This window comes from Streptomyces deccanensis (assembly GCF_022385335.1).
Classification (GTDB): domain Bacteria; phylum Actinomycetota; class Actinomycetes; order Streptomycetales; family Streptomycetaceae; genus Streptomyces; species Streptomyces deccanensis.
In genome coordinates this window covers 8,000,316-8,018,409 of the sequence record NZ_CP092431.1, presented here as the reverse complement: position 1 = coordinate 8,018,409, position 18,094 = coordinate 8,000,316, and the positions used below count along the sequence as shown (strand labels likewise).

Sequence of the window (18,094 nt, the reverse complement as noted above, 5' to 3'; positions counted from 1 at the left end):
GGCGGTGCGGTGGTCACGCGGGCTCCAGTTCGGTCGTGCGGTCCAGGAGATACTCGACGAGGGCGATCAGCGCCCGGGTGGAGGAGTCCCGGTCGCGGGCGTCGCAGCGCACCAACGGGGTCTCGTCCAGCAGGTCGAGGGCCTCGCGCACCTCGTCCAGATGGTGCACGGGGGCGCCGTCGAAGTCGTTGACGGCGACGGCGTACGGCAGGTCCAGCTCCTCCAGGACACCCATCACGTCGAAGGAGTGGGACAGCCGGCGCGTGTCGGCGAGGACCAGCGCGCCGAGGGCGCCGCGGGTCATGTCCTGCCAGAGCTTGGTGAAGCGCTGCTGCCCGGGTGTGCCGAACAGGTACAGCACCAGGGAGTCGTCGAGGGTGAGCCGGCCGAAGTCCATGGCGACCGTGGTGGTGGTCTTGTCGCGGGTGCCGGCGAGGTCGTCGACGAGCGCGCCGGCCGCGGTCATGACCTCCTCGGTGCGCAGCGGCCGGATCTCGGAGAGCGTGCCGACGAACGTGGTCTTGCCGACCGCGAAGTGACCGACGATCAGCAGCTTGGCCGCCGTTCGCACCGTGGGCCGCAGATAGACGGCGTCAGAGGCGGGCGCGGAGCCCATCGAGGACCTCCTGGAGGATTTTCGCGTCGGACGGCCGGGCGGCCGAGAGGGCTGCTCCGGCGCGCCTTTGTTCGAGCGTGGGGGACGGAGCGCGGGTGACGATGTGGCCGCTGTCCATGAGGTCGGCGACCAGCACCTTGGTCACGCTGACCGGCAGCTCCAGGTGGCTCGCCACCTCGGCCAGGGAGAGCGAGCCGGGCCGGCACAGGTCCATCACCCGGCGCTTCTCCGGGTTGAGGCCGGTCAGCGGCAGATCGGTCGCGGCGACCAGTAGCGTCACCAGGTCCAGGGTGTTGCGGGTCGGGTGGGCGCGGCCGTCGGTGACGACGTACGACCGCACCAGTCGCCCCCGGGGCCGGCGGGGCGTCATGCCCGGCTGCCCGTGTCCAGCCGTGCCGGGCTGGTCAGTTCCCTGCCGAGCCGGTCGACGAGCTTGTGCATGCGGTACGTCACCGCCTCCATGTCGACCTCGTCGCCGGTGGAGACCGCGAGATAGGCGCCCTCGCCGGCCGCGACGAGGAAGACGAAGCCGTGGCCGAACTCGATCAGGGTCTGCCGCCACGGGCGGTCGGCGGGGCCGCAGAACTCCGAGGTGCTGCGGCTGATGGACTGCAGTCCCGAGAGGCCCGCGGCGAGGCGCTCGGCGTCGTCGCGGTCGATGTCGGCGGAGTGGGCGCGGAGCATGCCGTCGGCGGAGAGCAGGATGGCGTGCCGCGCCTCGGGGACCTTCAGCACGTCGTCGAGCATCCAGCCCAGCTCGTTGTTCGTGGGCTCGATCATGCGTGGGGGGTCCCTTCGTTCTGGTGGGGGGCGGACGGCGTGTGACGGTCACCGAGGTCATCACCGACAGCGGGGCCGGGGCCACGGTCGCCGTCGCGGCGGCGGTCCTGGTCAAGGTCGAGGGCGCGGTCACGGCCGTCGTCATGGCCCCGGTCGCCGTCACCGTCGTCGTCACGGTCCCGGTCCCGGTCGTGGGCGGCGTCCACGGCCGCATCGCGGTCGGGGGCGGGTTCCCGGACGTACTCCTCCTCGTCGAGGATCCGTCCCGCCGCCCGGCCGAAGCGGGTGCCGCGGGCGAAGGCACCCATGATGCGGGCGTTCTCCTCGGGCGATCGGCCTGGGGGCTCCTCGGCCTGGGTCGTGGGCTCCGGCTCGGGGACAGCGGTCCGCCTGGGGGTGCGTCGGCGGCGTTTGGGCAGACCGCCCTCGGTGGTCTCGGCGGTCTCGGCGGTCTCGGCGGACGCGGCCTCGACGGTCGTCGGGCGCGGGCCGTCGGCGGTCACGGGCGCCGGCGCCGGGGCGGTCCGTGGTTGCGGCGCCGGGGCGGGCCGTGGCTTCGGGGTGGCGGGCTCCAGCTGGGTGAGCAGCGCGGTGGGCAGGAACGCGACGGCGCGGACTCCGCCGTACGGCGAGCGGGTGTCCACGGAGACGGTGAACCCGTAGCGCCGGGCGAGCATCCCGATGACGGCGAAGCCGAACTGGGGCGGGTCGTCGAGCCGGGTCACGTCCACCTCGCCGTCCCCGGCGAGCAGCCGGGTGGCGCGCTGCACGGTGTGGGCGTCCATGCCGACCCCGGCGTCGTCGATGACCACGCAGGCGCCGTTGTGCACGTTCTGGACGTCCACCTCGACGGTGGTGTTGGGCTGGGAGTGCCGGGCGGCGTTGTCGAGGAGCTCGGCGATCGCGAGGACGACCGGTTCCACGGCACGGCTCTCCACCGCGAGGTCGACCTGTCCGTGGACGCGGACGCGCCGGTAGTCGCGGATGCGCGAGGTGGCGCCCCGGACCACCTCGACGAGCGGGGAAGTGGACCGCTGCCGCCCCGGCCAGGAGCCGCAGAGCACGGCGATGGCCTGGGCGCGTCGGCCGAACTGGGCGTTGGTGTGGTCGACTTCGAGGAGGTCGCGCAGCACGTCGGGGTCGTCGTGCCGCTCCTGCATCTCGGAGATGGACATCTGCTGCTCGTTGGCGAGGGCCTGGATCGAGCGCATGGACGCCTTGAGAGCGGCCTTGGCGGACTGGTCGGCGCGGTGCTGGGCGTGCTCGACGGCGCCGGAGAAGCGGACGAGCACCTCCTCGAGGCCCTTGCCGAACTCCGTGCCGGCGAGGCGGTCGTCGAGCGGTCCGACGCCGGGGACGGCCTGGCCCGGGTGATCGGCGAGAGCCGGCAGGCGGACCGTGACCAGATGGCGCAGCTCTTCCTCCCGGGCCCGCACGTCATCGGCCAGGGCGGCGTTCCTGGCGCGCTGCCGCCTGGTGATCCCGTGCTGGCGCAACAGGAGTACGGCGGTGGCGCACAGGGCCGCCGCGAGGGCCCAGGTCGCCGCCTGCGATATCGGTTCGGTCATGAAGTAGGAGTCCTAACGTCCTCAAGTCCCCAGGCGTCCGGGGGTCCCGGGACGCCGGCGGGAGTTGACGGAGCGCACGACGCTAGCGGCGCGACCGCGTCGGCACTTTCCGTGACGCGCAGGGAAGTTGTCACAGGGCGCATGAGTGACGCGAGGGGCGCGATGCGCGCGGTGAGGTTCCCCCTGGCATGTCCGGCCACTCGGCCCGGGCGGAACGGCAACCGCTTGCCACGCTAGGGTGCCCTCCGAGTCCGACCGGACCATAACTATTCTTGATCAAGCGGAAGTTGAAAACTTCCGCACGGGGGGCCGTAAGAGACCACGGGGGCCGTAGACGACAAGGACGTCGTCGGGGGGCCCGCACCGGGGAGGAGAGCGTTGCCCGCCGGAAGTTACAGCGTCGAGGCGCTGACCACCGAGGAGCTGGCCCCGCGTGAGCGTGCCGACTTCTGGACCGAGCAGATCGGCTCGTACCAGTCCCGGATGGGTTTCGGATACGCGCGGGCGGAGAACTTCCGCGGTGAGACCGTCCGGCAGCGCACCGACACGTACCAGTTGGTGAAGTACCGGTCCGACGAGATCGAGTACACCCGCACGATGCGCCAGGTGCGCCAGGATCCGGACGAGGACTACCGGCTGCTGCTGCCGACGAGCGGCGAGATCGTGCTGCGACAGGACGGCGCGGAGGCCCGGCTGACCCCGGGCACGGCCGCCCTGGTCACCTTCGCGTCCCCGTTCCAGTGCCTGCAGAGCGACGCCATCGACGCGTTCATCCTCACCATCCCGGCCCGTGAGGTGGACGGCCGGCTCAACAGCAGGTCGCCGGTGGCCAGCGGGCTGGACCTCGCGACCGGTCTCGGCCGTATCGTCGGCTCGATGCTGACCGGGCTGTACGAGGAGCGGGAGCACCTCACCGACCCGGAGTTCAACGCCGTCTCCGACCGGGTGGTGGAGCTGGTGTGCATGCTGGCCGCCGGCGACGACCGCCCCGACGCCCCGGGACAGCTGGGCGAGGTGGAGACGATGGTCCGCCGCTATGTGCGCGACCACGCCGCCGATCCCAACCTCACGGGCACGGCGGTGGCGCGCGCCCTCGGCTGGTCGCTGCGTCAGATCCAACTGGCCCTGCAGCAGGCGGGCACCACGCCCCGCGAGTTGATCCGGGAGGAGCGGCTGCGGCTGGTCCGGGACCGTTTACTGTGCGCGGAGTGCGAGCACCTGACGATCACGGATCTCGCCCACTCCGCGGGCTTCTCCTCCGCGAGCGCGCTGAGTACGGCCTTCCGCCGACGCTACGGCGTCAGCCCCCGGGAGATGCGGCAGAGCATACGTTGACTCAACTCCTGATGCGGACAACGGAGTTCGGGCAGGTGAGGCATGACGGACGCTACGCCGCCGAGTAGGCTCTTACATCGATCCACCCTGTCGTTCCATTGAAGTCTAAAGCTTAGTCAAAGCATGACCGTCGGTCGACCTCGGTCACTTTCCGGCCGTCGTGGTGTGAATGTTCCTGGAGTGCGTCGTGCCCACCGTGTGCGACCTCGCCCCTTTCGCACCCGACTCGCCTCGTTCCGCGGGTCGTTGACACGAGGCAACGCGGCGCGCTCTGGCCTGAATCATGCGCTCTCCACGGCCGGGAACAACGGCCGGAACGGCTGAATCCGCAGGTGACCCCCACTCCGGGCAGCCCCTCTTTCACAGTCGACGGGACGCCGTGGCCGAGGTGTGAAGAACTGCTGCGGCGCGGCCTCGCCGGAGACGGTAGAAAGGCGTCGCAGACCCTTGCCGCGCTGACGGCACCTCAGGTGACAGACCTCCCCTGAGCGTCTAGGACCGCTGGTCAGATAGTTGACGTTCTTCGCTACTCTGTCGCGTACTGGCTGATCGAGAGGACTCCGATGCCTGAACCCCCACCCTTCGCGACGACCCCGGATCGCGGTCGGCCGGACACGACGACGCCCCCGGCCCGTCACCGGCACGGAAAGCCCGGGGTGTCGGATTCCGCGAACTCCTCCGCAGCACAGCCCCGACTGACCCGGCTCGCCGTTCTTCCGGCCGCGTTCATGGCCGGAATATCCACCGCCGTCACGGGCACGGTCCTGCGGCTCCAGGAGGGCACCGCCGACGCCGCCACATGGGGGGTGCTGGCGGGCGGTGCGGTCCTCGGCTGCGGCTGTCTGGCCGGAGCCGTGCTGTCGGCCAGGAAGCGGGCGAGGTCCGACGCGCGGCGTGCCGAATCGTTGCGGCAGGCCATCACCAACGGCAACTGGGCGCTCGAGGAGGACCTGGCCCGCCTCAAGCGCGGCGAACAGCTGCTCTCGCGCGGCTTCGCCTACCAGGCCTCGCGCGGCGAAGACCCGTACCAGAAGCTGGAGTACGACGTCACGGAGGCCCAGCACCGGGCCCGGGAGGCGCTCGTCTGGGCGGCGAGCTACTTCCAGGCCGCCTCCGACGACAACAGCGACAAGGTCGAGGTCTTCGTCAACCTGGCCCGTCGGCTCCAGTCGCTCGTCCACCGCACCATCCGTGAACTGGACGACCTGGAGAACCAGGTCGAGGACCCGGACCTGCTCCGCCGGATCTTCGGCATCGACCACCTGGCCACCCGAATACGCCGGCACGCCGAGAACCTGGCGGTGCTCGGCGGGGCGGTCTCGCGTCGCCAGTGGACGAACCCGGTGACGCTGACCGAGGTGCTGCGGTCCTCCATCGCCGAGGTCGAGCAGTACTCCCGCGTCAAACTGGTGCCGCCCATCGAGGGCACGCTGCGCGGCCACGCGGTCGCCGACGTCATCCACCTGCTGGCCGAGCTGGTCGAGAACGCCACGATGTTCTCCCACCCGGACACCCAGATCCTCCTGCGCTCCCGCCGGGTGACCGCCGGCATCGCCATCGAGGTGGAGGACCGCGGCCTGGGCATCCCCCAGGAGGACCAGGACCGGATCAACACGCTGCTCGCCGACCCGGCCCGCATCGACGTCGCCAAGCTGCTCGCCGACGGCCGCATCGGTCTGTTCGTGGTCTCCTCGCTGGCCCGCCGGCACGGCATCGCGGTCCAGTTGCAGGGCAACATCTACGGCGGTGTGCAGGCGATCCTGGTCCTCCCGCAGGGTCTGCTGGGCGACGAGGAGGGACAGGCGCCCCTCCAGGCCCCGGCCCAGGCACGGCCGCCCGCCGCCCCCCGGCCGGCGCAGACGCCCGCGCCCTCCTGGCAGCCCTCGCCGCACGCGGCTCCCCCGGCCGCCGCGCCGTCCCACGCGCACGCGGCTCCCCCGCCCCGCACCGCCTCCCCGGCCGGTCCGCCGCCGGGCGTGCCGCAGCGGTCGGCCGCGCCCGCGCCGCCCCCGCCGGCCGCCCGGCACGAGCGGGCGCAGCCCGTCGCCGACGTACGGTCCGAGTACCGCCCGTCCGGCTACGAGCGTCCGGCGGCTGCCCCGCACGGCTCCGGCGGGCCCGGCGGAGCCGGCAGGCCGAACCTGCCCAAGCGGCGCGCCATGGAACACCTGGCCCCCGAACTCCGCCAGGGGCCCGCTCCGCGTCCCGACACCACCGAGCAGGAACTGAACTTCAGCCCCGGCCTCCTGGCCGGAATCAATCGAGGCTTCGGTCTCGCCGGCGCGACCTCCGACGCGATCCCCGTCGACGACGCGCGCTGGGCCCCGCCCCAACCGCAAGGAGAAGAACCCCACCATGGTGAGCGATAGCCACCCCACCGGGCAGAACATCGACTGGCTGCTGGACAATCTCAAGAAGACCGTTCCCGGTACCCGGCAGGTCCTGTTGCTGTCGTCCGACGGCTTGAGCAAGGCACATGTGGATCTGAGCACCGACGACGCCGACCGGCTGGCCGCGATAGCCTCCGGGCTCAACTCCCTGGGCCGTTCCTTCGGTCACGACAGGGTGCTGGGCAACGGCGGCACCGTCCGCCAGGTCATCGTGGAGCTGCACAACGGCATCCTCATCGTGGCCTCGGCGGGCCACGGCGCCGTGCTGGCGGTCACCGCGGACGCGTCCACGCACACGGAGACGCTCGGCTACGAGATGGGCATGCTCATCCGGGCCGTGCAGCCGTTCCTCGCCACGCCGGCCCGCCGCCCGACCATCGCGCCGTCCAGCGCGGGGATGTGACGCGATGACGGACGAGCTGTTCCTGGACGAGGAGGCCGGCCGCTTAGTCCGGCCGTTCACCGTCAGCAACGGGCGCACTCGACCCTCGACATCCTTCGACCTGCTCACCCTGGTGATGGCCACCGGCATCCGGCCGCTCGCCGACCTCGGCCCCGACCACGACATGGTGCTCGGGCTGTGCGTCAGGCCGGTGCCGGTGGTCGAGGTGGCCGCGCGGATGAACCTGCCGATCGCGGTCACCAAAGTCCTGTTGTCCGACCTGGTGCAGCACGAGGCGCTCACGGCACGGGCGCCCCGTGCCGTAGAGGCGGCCTCCGCCGCCAACCGAGAAGTTCTGGAGGCGGTGCTCGATGGCCTACGCGCACGACTCTGACCCCTTCCCGACCGCCCTGAAGATCCTCGTGGCGGGCGGATTCGGGGTCGGCAAGACGACCTTCGTGGGGGCGGTCAGCGAGATCGCGCCGCTGAGCACCGAGGAGGTCATCACCACGGCCAGCGCCGGCACGGACAGCCTCGCCGGGATCGAGGAGAAGGCCACCACCACCGTGGCCCTGGACTTCGGCCGGATCACCCTCGGCTCGGACCACGTCCTGTACCTGTTCGGCACCCCCGGACAGGAACGGTTCTGGTTCATGTGGGACGAGCTCTCCGACGGGGCGCTGGGCGCGGTGGTGCTCGCCGACACCCGCCGGCTCGACGCGTGCTTCCCCGCGGTGGACTTCTTCGAGGTGCGCGGCATCCCGTTCGTCGTGGGGGTGAACGAGTTCGACGGCGCCTACCAGTACTCCCTCGAAGAGGTACGTGACGCCATCGGCCTGAAGTCCAACGCACCGATCGTGTTCTGCGACGCCCGGCACTGCAGCTCCGGCACGGGCGTGCTCGTCGAACTCGTGCAGCATCTGCTCGGCATGACCCCACCCGTGGCTTCGCACCAGCCGCCCGCGCTGCGTTGACATCAGCTCAACTCGGCCGATCTCGAACGGAGTTCTGATGAACAGCCCCTATTCCGCCTATGAGCCACCGCTCGACCGCCTGCTCCTCACCCCCGAGGACCCGGGGGCGCCGCAGCGTGCCGCGAGGCTCGCCCAGTTGGGGCTCGCCGACACCCCCCGGGCCGAGTTCGACGCGTTCGCGCGGCGGCTGGCCCTGGAGCTGGACGCGCCGTACGCGATGGTCAACTTCGTCGACGACAGGCGTCAGTTCTTCGCCGGGCTCTACACGCCGGACGCCGGGCCCGTGAACATCGCGCAGGGGCAGGCCGCCGAGACGTCGATGAGCCGGGAGATGCGCCTGGACCACGGCTTCTGCCCGCACACCGTCAAGCGGACGGCGGCCCTGGTGCTCGACGACGTCTGCGACTACCCGCGGTTCGCGGGCAATCCGGTCGTCGACGAGATCGGCATCCGCTCCTACATGGGCGCGCCGCTCGTCGACGCGCTGGGCGGCATGAACCTCGGCACGATCTGCGTCGTCGACACCGACTCCCGTACGTGGGGGCGGCAGCGGCTGGAGATCATCAAGCACATGGCCCAGGAGATGTCCGACCGGATCCAGGCCATCGCCACCGGTCACTGAGGCCGACGGGCGCCGCCTGTCCGTCACGGTCGAGGGAAGCGGGCCACCGGGCACCCGGAACACGAAAGCCGCGGACACGTCGTCGTGTCCGCGGTTCTCTGCGTTCCCCGTCCCCGGGGGCGCTGTGACGGCCCCGCGGGCCGGTGGGGGCCGGTCGCGCGCACGCGGCGGTGCCGCGCCTCGGGACAGCCCCCCGCGCCCCGTGCGGGGCGCGGGTGCCGGGCCTCAGACCAGTTCCCCGACCGGGACCGGTTCCGGTTCCGGCTGCCGCTGCTCGACCTGCGGGGTGCGGACCAGTTCGGAGAGCCGTTCGGACCATTCGCCCTTGTTCTCGCCGAGTGCGAACTCGCCCAGCCTGAGGCCCTGGATCTCGGAGGTGCCGGCGGGCGCGTAGATGTGGAAGGCGTCGCGCAGGTAGCGCTCCACGGGGCGGTCGGTGAACAGGCCGCAGGCGGCGTGCATCTTGACGGACTCCTGGGCCGACTCGATGGACGCCTCGACGTTGTAGAGCTTCGCGGACATCAACTCGACGTCGCAGGGCCGCCCGTTGTCCAGCAGGTGCGCGGCGAGATAGGCGCTCTGCCGGGCGAGGGTGAGGCGCTGCAGCATCCGCCCCAGCTCGATCTTGATGTTGGGCAGGTGCCCGAGCGGCTTGCCGTAGCGCTCGGTCTCCCCGCAGTACCGGGCGGTCTCCTCGAACACCGCCTGGTGGATGCCCAGGGACACCGCGGTCAGGTTGAGGCGGCCGTAGAGCACCGACGAGGAGTAGGCGACGGCCAGCCCCTCGCCCTCCTCACCGAGCCGGTTGGCGGCCGGCACCCGGCAGTTGTCGAAGATGAGTTCCCCGAAGCTGAACCCGTGCAGGCCCATGGAGGGCACCTGGGGCGCGAGGGAGAAGCCGGGGCGGTCGGACTCGACGAGGAAGGCGGTCATGCCCTTGGAGCCCGGCCCGGTGCGGACCACGACGCCGTGCACGTCGCCCACATGGCTGTTGCCGACGAAGACCTTGCGGCCGTTGAGGACGTAGTCGTCGCCGTCCCGTACCGCGCTGCTCTCCATGCCGGCCACATGGCCCCCCGACCCCGGCTCGGTGACAGCGATCGTGGGCAGCACCTCTCCCGCGGCGATCCTCGGCAGCCAGTACCGTTTCTGGCTGTCGTCGCCGAAGTGGATGATCTTGGCGACGCCGAGTTGGGAGGCCTGGACCATGGCCCCCATCGCGCCGCTCACCCGGGACAGTTCCTCGATGATGATGGTCTTGGCGAGATGGCCCGCGCCCATGCCGCCGTAGGCCGGGTCGATCGTGGCGCCGATCCAGCCCTGTTGGGCGATCAGACGGGAGAGCCCCACCAGTGCGGTGCGGGAGGCCTCCATCTCGGGTATCAGGGGGCGTACCACCCGCTCGGCGAACTCGCGTACGCGCTGCCGTAGATCTTCGTGATCCTGGGTTGTGAAGACGTGTTCCACGCCAAGCCCTTCTAGGCGTTTCCCCGCGCCCGGGGGAGACGCGGTGGCTGTGCGTCGGATCGTGGTTCCGGTTCGGAAGTCTGACCCACGTGGAACATGGTCTACAAATCAACCTCTTACGCCAAGATCGTTTAGGGGGTTTGGCCGAAACATTGACAGTTGAAATATGAGCCAAAATGTGAGATACGAGTACGATGTTGTCCACATTTTGATACTTTCCGAGCCGAACTTGCGCGACTGCCTCAACTCGGAACAGAGCGGCGACGGACCTGACGACCTGCCAAACGCCGTACGACGCACGTTTCTTCGCGCTGTGCACCGCCAAATACCAAACTGCGGAGCCCCGCGTGCAGGTTTGAGCAGGTAGCCATAAATTTCAAGCCACCCGCCCCGAAGTCGGATGTGGCCGGAGGGTGCCGATCCTGCGAGGCCGCTGTGTCGACAAGTCAGCTTTTCCTGAGCCTCCGGAATCTTCCGCTCCTCCGCCGGACCTTCCGCTCCACCACCCCCGGCACCGGCACCGCGACACCCTCCCGGCCCGGGTGCCAAGTACTCCCGCCCGGTGGCGAGTTGCGCCGGGGCCCGGGAGCGGGTCGAGGCCCGGCAGGTGCTGACGACGGGGCTCGTGTCCTGATACCGTTCCGTCCGCCCGCCGACTTCCGCCGACGGTGCGTCAAGCCGGGCACAGGGGATGCCGGGCGGCACGCGGGCGCACCCCCACCGCCGTCGGACGTTCACTGTCGTACGAGGAATCAGATGCCAGGCACCCTCCCCCGCGCTCGGACCGAGTCGCGTGGCGGGACCCCCACCGGCACCCCACGCGGTACGAGCCGGTGGCCCCGATGAGCGGTGACACGCCCCGCACCGAGACCGGCGCCGCGTCCCTCCCCCGGGGTCTGCCCCGGCGGGCCCGCAGCGCCCCGCCCGCGCCACGGCTCCGCGAGAACGCGGCCGACGCCGCCCCGGCGGCCGACGACGACACCGAGGACACGCTCCGCCCCGACGACCTGGCCCGCGTCATGGTGGCGATCCAGCGGGGCTCGGCACGGGCCCGGCTCGCCGAACCCGATGGCGCCCACGACGCCGACGGCACCCGCAGCACGCACAGCACCGACGGCCGACCGGCACCCCGACCAGGTCCCGAGGCCGCCTGACGGGCGCTGCCCCGGCGCCCCGACGACCCGGCGCCGCCCCTGGCGCCGACCGACCGTGAGGAACACGCACGACATGACAGAGCAGGAACGACCCGGTCCCCAACTGGACTGGCTGCTGGACGGGCTCGTGGAACGCATACCCGAGATCCACTGCGCCATCGTGCTCTCCGGGGACGGCCTTCTCATCGGCAAGTCGAAGGACATCCGGTTCGACGACGCGGAGCATCTGTCGGCCGTCGGCTCGGGCATGCACAGTCTGGCCAGGGGCGTGGCCCGTCATTTCCAGGGCGGTGAGGTCCAGCAGACCGTCATCCAGATGGAGCGGGCGTTCCTCTTCGTCACCGCCGCGGGGCGGGGCGCGCGGCTCGCGGCGATCGCCTCCGAGGAGGTCGACGTCGGCATGATGGCGTTCGAGATGGGCACCTTGGTCAAACAGGTCGGCAAGTACCTGAGCGCGGCGCCCCGTTCGGAAACCCCGTCCGGCTACGTGCAGGACGCGTGAGCCGGGCCGGCGGCCGGGCCTGGAACTCGTCGAAAGGGTGATGGATGGTGTCCGTCAGCTCCGGGCCGGTCGTACCCACCGCCCTGAAGATCCTCATCGCGGGCGGTTTCGGCGTCGGCAAGACCACGATGGTCGGCTCGGTGAGCGAGGTGACCCCGCTGGCCACCGAGGAGCACATCACCCCGGCCGGCAGACGCGTGGACGACCTCAGGGGCGTCGAGAAGAAGGTCTCCACCACCGTCGCCCTGGACTTCGGCCGGATCACGTTCTCGCCCGAGCTGGTGCTGTACCTCTTCGGCACGCCGGGACAGGACCGGTTCTGGTTCATGTGGGACGACCTGTGCAGCGGCGCCCTCGGGGCCGTGGTCCTCGCCGACACCCGCAAGCTCGACGCCTGTTTCCCCGCGGTCGACTTCTTCGAGTCCCGCGACATCCCCTTCGCGGTCGGCGTCAACTGCTTCGACGGCAAGCGTGAGGTGGACGCCGAGCAGGTCCGCCAGGCGCTCGACCTGTCGCCCGAGGTCCCGATCCTCCTCTGCGACGTACGGCAGCGCCACTCCAGCAAGGAACTACTGCTGGCGGTGCTCGGCGCGGCCCGCCGCAGGATGGAGGCCCGCCTGGTGGCGGCGGGTCTCCGCCCGGGCTGAGGAGTCAGGGAGTCAACTCCTCGGCGGTGGCCAGCAGTTCGGTGCGTCCGATCGCGTCGGTGCGGGTCGAGGGGACGGTGCAGGCGTACGCGCCCGCGATGGCGCCGAAGAGCGCGCACCGACGCGGTGGTTCACCGGTGAGCCTGCCGAAGAGATAGCCCGCCGCGAAGGCGTCGCCCGCCCCGTTGGAGTCCACGACCGGGGTCGGCGGGGCCACCGGCGGCACATGACTCAGCTCGCCGTCGACGAGGTGGTACGCGCCCCGCTCCCCGTCCGTGGCGACGACGGTCCGGGCCCGGCCCCGCTCGGCGATCCGGCGCATGGTCTTCTCCGGGTCGGAGAGCCCGGCTGCCGACAGGAAGACCAGGTCGGCGGCGAGGGCGAACGGCTCGTGGTACGGGTTGACGCCGTCCCAGTCGTGCAGATCGGTCGAGACGGTGACCTCCAGCTCGCGCAGCAGCGGCAGCGAGGCCGCGCACGGCTGGCTGATGGAGACATGGACGTGCCGGCTGACCCCGGCCAGCGCGCGGACCGTGTCCGGGGGCAGCTCGTCCACCTCCTGGCTCCGGCTGCCGTCGTAGAGCGAGCAGCGGCGCCCGTCGGGGCCGACCAGGTTCACCGCGCGCCGGGTGCCGCCGGGCAGCGGCGCCTCGGTGAGCGGGATGCCCCGGTCGCGGTGGAGCGCGCGGACCAGGTCTCCCTCGTGGTCGTCGCCGAGCAGGTCGAAGTGGTGCGTCCGCAGGCCGAGCGCATGCGTGGCGACGGCCATGAAGTCGCCGGTCTGTCCGGCCCGGGTCTCGATGGCCGGCACCAGATGGCTGTCGGCGAACGGGAGCGGCAGTTCGGGGACGTAGACGATGGTGTCGACGCCCGCCCCGCCCAGCACGAGGACGTCGATCTCGGACTCGCTGCGCACGCTGCCTCCCACGGGAACGGGCTGACTGTGGGGGCAGCGTACGTCCGGTGCGCCGCCGCGTCCCGAAGGGGCGCGGGGACCTGCGCGGCCAGCCACGACATGCCCGCGGCCGACAGACAACCGGAGCAGGCGCCGTGTTCCGACCGGAGCGTCTACGTCCAGGACGGGTCGGTCACGGGAAACCCTCCGCTCTCGTGCGGAGCCGTCGGAGGGGCGGGCTCGGCGGTTTCCCGGCCCTCCGACGGCAGTTCTGCCCAGACGACACGACCGGACCGTTGTGGGGTGTCGCGCACCCCCCAGTCGCTGCTGAGCATGCCGACCAGCATGAGCCCACGCCCGTTCTGGTCGTCGGGGCCCGGACGACGCCGGGCAGGCTGTGCGTGACCGCTGTTCTGGTCCTCCACCTCGATCCGGAGGCGGCGGCCGGTGAAGTGCAGTCGGCACACGATCCACTCGCTGTCCGTGTGGGTCAGCGCGTTGGTGAACAGCTCGGACGTGATCAGGAGCGCGTCCTCACGGGTCTCCGGACGCACCTCCCACTCGTCGAGCAGCTCGCGCACGGTTCTGCGCGCCTCGCCCGCGGAGGCGGGCACCGCGGGCAGTCCGAACACGCCCGCTCTGTGGGGTTCGTACGCCTCTGTGCCGAGTGGGTACATGGTCGGGGCTAACCGGTCCGGGGACTGGGGGAGGGTGGGCGGAGCCATCGCCGTATGCCTTTCGTTGGCCCTTCGCACCGGTGGGGTGCCGGTGCCACGGCCGCCTCGCCACTCGCCGCGAGCTTGGGCAACTCGCCTCGAACAGCGCTGAGTTGCGGCCACATCTCCCCCAACCTGGCCGCGCGGCCCCAGTGTTCGCCGGGGCCGTGACGGTACGTCCACTGTGGCATCCGCGAACAACACCTCGCAACCAGCAAGTTGAAATTTGCAATTTGTGGGTCGCGTGCTGCCACCGTTCGAGCCAAGATCGTGTCAGACTGCGCACTCGAAGCGACTCGCACAACAACGCGCATTCCTTGAACGAAAGCGCTCAGGACCCGTAATCCAGATCGACATGACCTCTGTGGCTCGGCGTGAGGGGTGGTGGGCGTGACCGCGGAAACGGACTGGGGCGGCGCCCCCTCCGTCCTGCGCATGATCCTCGGCAGACAGCTGGAGGAGTTGCGCACGCGCGCCGGGCTCACGTTCGAGCAGGCGGGTGAGGCGATCGGTGTCAGCCATTCCACGATCCGCCGTCTGGAGGCCGCCAAGGTCGCCCGGTTGCGCCTGCCGGATGTCGAAAAACTGCTCCAGGTCTACGGCGTACGGGACCAGCAGGAGATCGAGACCTTCCTGGCGTCGGTCCGCGAGGCCAACAAGCGCGGTTGGTGGCACACCTACCGCGACGTCCTGCCCGACTGGTTCGCCGCCTACCTCAGCCTGGAGCAGGCGGCGCTCCAGATCCGCGCGTACGAGGCGCAGTTCGTGCACGGCCTGCTCCAGACCGAGGAGTACGCCCGTGCCCTGCTCGGCGCCGGCAACCCGCACGCGGCGACGGAGGACACCGAGCGGCGGGTGGCGCTGCGGATGCGCCGCCAGGAACTCCTCACCCGCCCGCAGCCGCCCCGGCTGTGGGTGGTGATGGACGAGACGGTGCTCAGATGGCCGGTCGGCGGACCGGACGTGATGCGCGCCCAGGTCGACCATCTGATCGAGCTGAACCGGCTGCCGCATGTCACGGTCCAGATCATGCCGTTCCAGAACGGTCCGCATCCCGCGATGCGGGCCGGTGCGTTCCACCTCTTCCGGTTCAGGGCCCCCGAGTTGCCCGACATCGTCTACCTCAGCGGTCTGGTGGGCGCGGTGTACCTCGACAAGCAGGACGACGTCGTCGTCTACCGCGAGGCCCTGGACCGGCTGGGCGCCCAGTCGGCGCCCGCCCGCAAGACCGAGGCCCTCCTCGGCGCGCTACGCAAGGAGCTCTGACGTGCACCACCACATGTCCAAGGGAACGACCCACGGAGTACACCACGACATCCGCAACGGCATGCCCGCCCGCGACCTCGGCGCCCAGGACTGGCACCGGCCGTGGAGCGACGACGCGGGCGGCGCCTGCGTCGAGGTGAAGAAGCTCGCCGACGGCCGGGTCGCCGTACGGCAGTCGACCGACCCGGACGGCCCGGCGCTGCTCTTCACCCCCCGTGAGATGACCACCTTCCTGGCCGGCGTGAAGGCGGGCGAGGCCGACTTTCTGCTCTGAACCTCTCAACCTGCTTGCTGCCACGCCTCGTTGACGCACCACCTGCTGTTTGTGGACCCGGGGTTCTCGTCGCTTGCCGAACCCCTGGTCCCTGCCCGATCGTGCACCTGACAGAACCATTTGATGGGAGGGACGGCGTTGCCCGACAACGGATGGCCGGCCGACCGGATCGACACCGAGCACGCGCACTCCGCGCGTATCTACGACTACATCCTCGGCGGCAAGGACTATTACCCGGCCGACAAGGAGGCCGGTGACGCGATGGCGCACGAGTGGCCGGCGCTGCCGGTCCACATGCGCGCCAACCGCGACTGGATGAACCGCGCGGTGCGCTGGCTCGCCGAGAAGGCGGGCATGCGCCAGTTCCTCGACATCGGAACCGGCATCCCCACCTCCCCCAACCTCCACGAGATAGCCCAGTCGGTGGCCCCCGAGTCCCGGGTCGTCTACGTGGACAACGACCCGATCGTCCTCACCCTCTCCCAGGGGTTACTGGCCAGCACCCCCGAGGGCAGGACCGCGTACATCGAGGCGGACTTCCAGGACCCGGAGACCGTCCTCGGCTCCCCCGAGTTCCGGGACACCCTCGACCTGAGCGAGCCGGTCGCGCTCACGGTGATAGCGATCGTCCACTTCGTGCTGGACGAGGACGACGCGGTCGGCATCGTCCGCCGGCTCCTCGAACCCCTCCCCTCGGGCAGCTATCTGGCGATGACCATCGGCACCGCCGAGTTCGCCCCCGAGGAGGTGGGCCGGGTCGCTCGCGAGTACGCGGCCCGCGACATGCCGATGCGGCTGCGCACGATCGACGAGGCCCACGAGTTCTTCGAGGGCCTGGAACTCGTCGAGCCGGGCATCGTCCAGGTCCACAAGTGGCACCCGGACGGCACGGGCGAGCAGAACATCCGTGACGAGGACATCGCGATGTACGGGGCGATCGCGAGAAAGCCGTGAGCTAGGACGGCGTGCCCCTGGCCCTGCTCTCGACGCCGGGCCGGGGGCGCGACCGTCTGGGGCCCGTCAGGGCCCCTCAGGGGCGTGGGGAACTGCGCGACCAGCCCCCACCGAACCCGCAGTCGCCCGAAAACCCTCCCTGGCAGCCCCGTAGGCGCCCGGAACCTACCTCGCCGTCCCCGTACTGTCACGAACGATCAGCTCGACCGGGATGACGGGGTCCCTCTCCAACGCCTCGCCGCCCTCCTCCGGGTCGTCCAACTGCGTCAGCAGCAGCCGCAACGCCCGTCTGCCGATCTCGGGGAAGTCCGTACGGATCGTCGTCAGCGGCGGCAGCAGATGCGCCGCCTCCGGGATGTCGTCGTAGCCGACCACGCTCACGTCGTCCGGCACCCGGCGTCCCGCCTCGTGCAGGGCGCGCAGCAGACCGAGCGCCATCTGGTCGTTGGAGACGAACACGGCGGTGACGTCCGAGCGGGCCGCGAGCCGCCGGCCCACGTCGTAGCCGGAGTCGGCGCTCCAGTCCCCGACGAGAGGTTCGTGGACGGGCGCGCCGGCGTCCCGCAGGGTCTCGCGCCAGCTCGCGGCGCGCATGTCGGCGGAGGTCCAGCCGGTGGGGCCCGCGATGTGCCAGACGGTGGGGTGGCCGAGGTCCAGCAGATGCCCGGTCGCGAGCCGGGCGCCCGCCGTGAAGTCCGAGGAGACCACGGGGGTGCCGTCGCCGAGGCCGTTGTCCAGCATCACCATCGGGGTGTCCGGGCGGGTCCGCGCGAGCGCGGTGGCGACCGGGCGCTGGGGGGCGATGGCGATGATCCCGTCCGCGCCCTCCGCCGACAGCCGGTCCACCGCCTGGACGACGGTGTCCCGGTCGGCCGTGTCGAGGGCGATGGAGCTGACGAGGTAACCCGCCGTCTGGGCTGCCGTGTTGATCGCGGTGAGGGTGGAGGCGGGGCCGTAGCGGGCCGCGTCGAAGGAGATCACGCCGAGCATGCGGGTGCGGCCGCTGGCCAGGGAGCGGGCGCTGCGGCTGGGACGGTAGCCGAGCGTCCGCATGGCCTCCAGCACGGCCTCACGGGTCTCCGGTCGGACCGCCGGGTTGTCGTTGAGGACGCGGGAGACGGTCTGCTTGGAGACACCGGCGAGACGGGCGACGTCGTCCATCACCGGCCGGGAACCGGCGAAGTTCCGACGGCTGCGGGTGCGGACGGGTTCGCCGGGCTCACGCCCGCCCGCGCCGCCGGCCGTGGTGCTTCGGGGCATGCGGCATCCTTTTCGACGGGGTTCGGGGTTTTCGGTGCGGAGTGGGGATGGGGTGGGTGCGTCGGTTCGGGGCCACAGGATAGGTCCGGCCCCTTCTTCGCCCCCGCCGCCCCTACCCGTCCCATCCTCAAGGGGCTGCGCCCCTTCGACCCCCACACGTCCGTCCGGTGGGGGCTGGTCGCGCAGTTCCCCGCGCCCCTGAAAAGCAGGGGCTGCGCCCCGTGCTTTTCGGGCCGAAAGGCCGTAGGCCTTTCAGGGGCGCGGGGAACTGCGCGAGAAGCCCCACCGGCCC

At 71.1% G+C, this 18,094-nt stretch carries 20 protein-coding genes; 12 read left to right on the top strand and 8 right to left on the bottom strand.

From position 1 onward, the window contains the following. Window positions 1-13: 13 nt before the first annotated feature. The 4 genes from L3078_RS35515 to L3078_RS35500 are packed head-to-tail and all read right to left on the bottom strand — an operon-like array spanning window position 14 to window position 2,964. Window positions 14-616, bottom strand: coding sequence for a GTP-binding protein (locus tag L3078_RS35515; RefSeq protein WP_239758019.1), 603 nt, complete (start codon window positions 614-616; stop codon window positions 14-16). Next, window positions 594-986 (bottom strand): DUF742 domain-containing protein, encoded by a 393-nt coding sequence (locus L3078_RS35510; protein WP_239758018.1) that lies wholly within the window; start codon window positions 984-986, stop codon window positions 594-596. Before L3078_RS35510 ends, L3078_RS35515 begins: the two co-directional genes overlap by 23 nt. Next, window positions 983-1,396, bottom strand: a complete 414-nt coding sequence (locus L3078_RS35505; protein WP_239758017.1) for a roadblock/LC7 domain-containing protein — start codon at window positions 1,394-1,396, stop codon at window positions 983-985. Before L3078_RS35505 ends, L3078_RS35510 begins: the two co-directional genes overlap by 4 nt. After that, the gene (locus L3078_RS35500) at window positions 1,393-2,964 is read right to left on the bottom strand and encodes an ATP-binding protein (protein ID WP_338059542.1); all 1,572 of its coding nucleotides are present in this window, start codon (window positions 2,962-2,964) and stop codon (window positions 1,393-1,395) included. The genes L3078_RS35505 and L3078_RS35500 overlap by 4 nt, the downstream gene beginning before the upstream one ends. Before the next feature lie 378 nt (window positions 2,965-3,342). Here L3078_RS35500 and L3078_RS35495 point away from each other — a divergent pair, with 378 nt between their 5' ends. The 6 genes from L3078_RS35495 (at window position 3,343) to L3078_RS35470 (ending at window position 8,667) form a co-directional block, all read left to right on the top strand. Continuing rightward, window positions 3,343-4,299: an AraC family transcriptional regulator gene (locus tag L3078_RS35495; RefSeq protein ID WP_239758016.1), complete on the top strand. Its 957-nt coding sequence runs from the start codon at window positions 3,343-3,345 to the stop codon at window positions 4,297-4,299. A 656-nt stretch (window positions 4,300-4,955) separates the two neighbouring features. Beyond that, on the top strand, window positions 4,956-6,668 hold the full coding sequence (locus L3078_RS35490) for a sensor histidine kinase (protein ID WP_239758015.1): 1,713 nt from the start codon (window positions 4,956-4,958) through the stop codon (window positions 6,666-6,668). Beyond that, window positions 6,655-7,092 (top strand): roadblock/LC7 domain-containing protein, encoded by a 438-nt coding sequence (locus L3078_RS35485; protein ID WP_033529461.1) that lies wholly within the window; start codon window positions 6,655-6,657, stop codon window positions 7,090-7,092. The genes L3078_RS35490 and L3078_RS35485 overlap by 14 nt, the downstream gene beginning before the upstream one ends. 4 nt (window positions 7,093-7,096) lie before the next feature. Continuing rightward, window positions 7,097-7,465, top strand: coding sequence for a DUF742 domain-containing protein (locus L3078_RS35480; RefSeq protein WP_045559822.1), 369 nt, complete (start codon window positions 7,097-7,099; stop codon window positions 7,463-7,465). Next, entirely contained in the window at window positions 7,443-8,045 is a 603-nt protein-coding gene (locus L3078_RS35475) for a GTP-binding protein (protein WP_239758014.1), read from the top strand. The genes L3078_RS35480 and L3078_RS35475 overlap by 23 nt, the downstream gene beginning before the upstream one ends. A gap of 37 nt (window positions 8,046-8,082) precedes the next feature. Next, a complete protein-coding gene (locus tag L3078_RS35470) occupies window positions 8,083-8,667 on the top strand; it encodes a GAF domain-containing protein (protein ID WP_086803821.1) in 585 nt (194 codons plus the stop codon). Between the two features lie 225 nt (window positions 8,668-8,892). Here the strand turns inward: L3078_RS35470 and L3078_RS35465 are convergent, their stop codons facing one another. Further along, complete coding sequence (locus L3078_RS35465; RefSeq protein ID WP_239758013.1) at window positions 8,893-10,134, bottom strand: acyl-CoA dehydrogenase family protein; 1,242 nt, start codon at window positions 10,132-10,134, stop codon at window positions 8,893-8,895. A gap of 842 nt (window positions 10,135-10,976) precedes the next feature. Here L3078_RS35465 and L3078_RS35455 point away from each other — a divergent pair. From L3078_RS35455 to L3078_RS35445, 3 genes are all read left to right on the top strand, one after another. Beyond that, window positions 10,977-11,288, top strand: coding sequence for a hypothetical protein (locus tag L3078_RS35455; protein ID WP_239758012.1), 312 nt, complete (start codon window positions 10,977-10,979; stop codon window positions 11,286-11,288). A 73-nt stretch (window positions 11,289-11,361) separates the two neighbouring features. After that, window positions 11,362-11,790: a roadblock/LC7 domain-containing protein gene (locus tag L3078_RS35450; protein WP_033529372.1), complete on the top strand. Its 429-nt coding sequence runs from the start codon at window positions 11,362-11,364 to the stop codon at window positions 11,788-11,790. A gap of 44 nt (window positions 11,791-11,834) precedes the next feature. Next, window positions 11,835-12,437, top strand: coding sequence for a GTP-binding protein (locus L3078_RS35445; RefSeq protein WP_239758011.1), 603 nt, complete (start codon window positions 11,835-11,837; stop codon window positions 12,435-12,437). Between the two features lie 4 nt (window positions 12,438-12,441). Here L3078_RS35445 and L3078_RS35440 read toward each other — a convergent pair whose 3' ends face one another. Both L3078_RS35440 and L3078_RS35435 read right to left on the bottom strand, forming a co-directional pair. Then, entirely contained in the window at window positions 12,442-13,353 is a 912-nt protein-coding gene (locus L3078_RS35440; protein WP_239758010.1) for an adenosine kinase, read from the bottom strand. Window positions 13,354-13,505: 152 nt separating this feature from the next. Next, the gene (locus L3078_RS35435) at window positions 13,506-13,964 is read right to left on the bottom strand and encodes an ATP-binding protein (protein WP_239758009.1); all 459 of its coding nucleotides are present in this window, start codon (window positions 13,962-13,964) and stop codon (window positions 13,506-13,508) included. A 474-nt stretch (window positions 13,965-14,438) separates the two neighbouring features. On the opposite strand from L3078_RS35435, the gene L3078_RS35430 reads away from it, so the two are divergent. From L3078_RS35430 to L3078_RS35420, 3 genes are all read left to right on the top strand, one after another. After that, a complete protein-coding gene (locus L3078_RS35430; RefSeq protein WP_239758008.1) occupies window positions 14,439-15,314 on the top strand; it encodes a helix-turn-helix domain-containing protein in 876 nt (291 codons plus the stop codon). 13 nt (window positions 15,315-15,327) lie between these two features. Next, the gene (locus tag L3078_RS35425; RefSeq protein WP_239760588.1) at window positions 15,328-15,588 is read left to right on the top strand and encodes a DUF397 domain-containing protein; all 261 of its coding nucleotides are present in this window, start codon (window positions 15,328-15,330) and stop codon (window positions 15,586-15,588) included. A gap of 138 nt (window positions 15,589-15,726) precedes the next feature. Next, a complete protein-coding gene (locus L3078_RS35420) occupies window positions 15,727-16,542 on the top strand; it encodes an SAM-dependent methyltransferase (protein ID WP_239758007.1) in 816 nt (271 codons plus the stop codon). A gap of 165 nt (window positions 16,543-16,707) precedes the next feature. Here the strand turns inward: L3078_RS35420 and L3078_RS35415 are convergent, their stop codons facing one another. Next, window positions 16,708-17,802 carry a LacI family DNA-binding transcriptional regulator gene (locus L3078_RS35415; RefSeq protein ID WP_239758006.1) on the bottom strand — a complete coding sequence of 365 codons (1,095 nt, stop codon included), beginning with the start codon at window positions 17,800-17,802 and terminating at the stop codon, window positions 16,708-16,710. Between the last annotated feature and the right edge of the window lie 292 nt (window positions 17,803-18,094).

Bases quoted from the DNA above. Each gene is read 5' to 3' on its own strand.
- L3078_RS35515 (WP_239758019.1), bottom strand. From the start codon at position 616: ATGGGCTCCGCGCCCGCCTCTGACGCCGTCTATCTGCGGCCCACGGTG.
- L3078_RS35510 (WP_239758018.1), bottom strand. From the start codon at position 986: ATGACGCCCCGCCGGCCCCGGGGGCGACTGGTGCGGTCGTACGTCGTC.
- L3078_RS35505 (WP_239758017.1), bottom strand. From the start codon at position 1,396: ATGATCGAGCCCACGAACAACGAGCTGGGCTGGATGCTCGACGACGTG.
- L3078_RS35500 (WP_338059542.1), bottom strand. From the start codon at position 2,964: ATGACCGAACCGATATCGCAGGCGGCGACCTGGGCCCTCGCGGCGGCC.
- L3078_RS35485 (WP_033529461.1), top strand. From the start codon at position 6,655: ATGGTGAGCGATAGCCACCCCACCGGGCAGAACATCGACTGGCTGCTG.
- L3078_RS35480 (WP_045559822.1), top strand. From the start codon at position 7,097: ATGACGGACGAGCTGTTCCTGGACGAGGAGGCCGGCCGCTTAGTCCGG.
- L3078_RS35475 (WP_239758014.1), top strand. From the start codon at position 7,443: ATGGCCTACGCGCACGACTCTGACCCCTTCCCGACCGCCCTGAAGATC.
- L3078_RS35470 (WP_086803821.1), top strand. From the start codon at position 8,083: ATGAACAGCCCCTATTCCGCCTATGAGCCACCGCTCGACCGCCTGCTC.
- L3078_RS35455 (WP_239758012.1), top strand. From the start codon at position 10,977: ATGAGCGGTGACACGCCCCGCACCGAGACCGGCGCCGCGTCCCTCCCC.
- L3078_RS35450 (WP_033529372.1), top strand. From the start codon at position 11,362: ATGACAGAGCAGGAACGACCCGGTCCCCAACTGGACTGGCTGCTGGAC.
- L3078_RS35445 (WP_239758011.1), top strand. From the start codon at position 11,835: ATGGTGTCCGTCAGCTCCGGGCCGGTCGTACCCACCGCCCTGAAGATC.
- L3078_RS35425 (WP_239760588.1), top strand. From the start codon at position 15,328: ATGTCCAAGGGAACGACCCACGGAGTACACCACGACATCCGCAACGGC.
- L3078_RS35415 (WP_239758006.1), bottom strand. From the start codon at position 17,802: ATGCCCCGAAGCACCACGGCCGGCGGCGCGGGCGGGCGTGAGCCCGGC.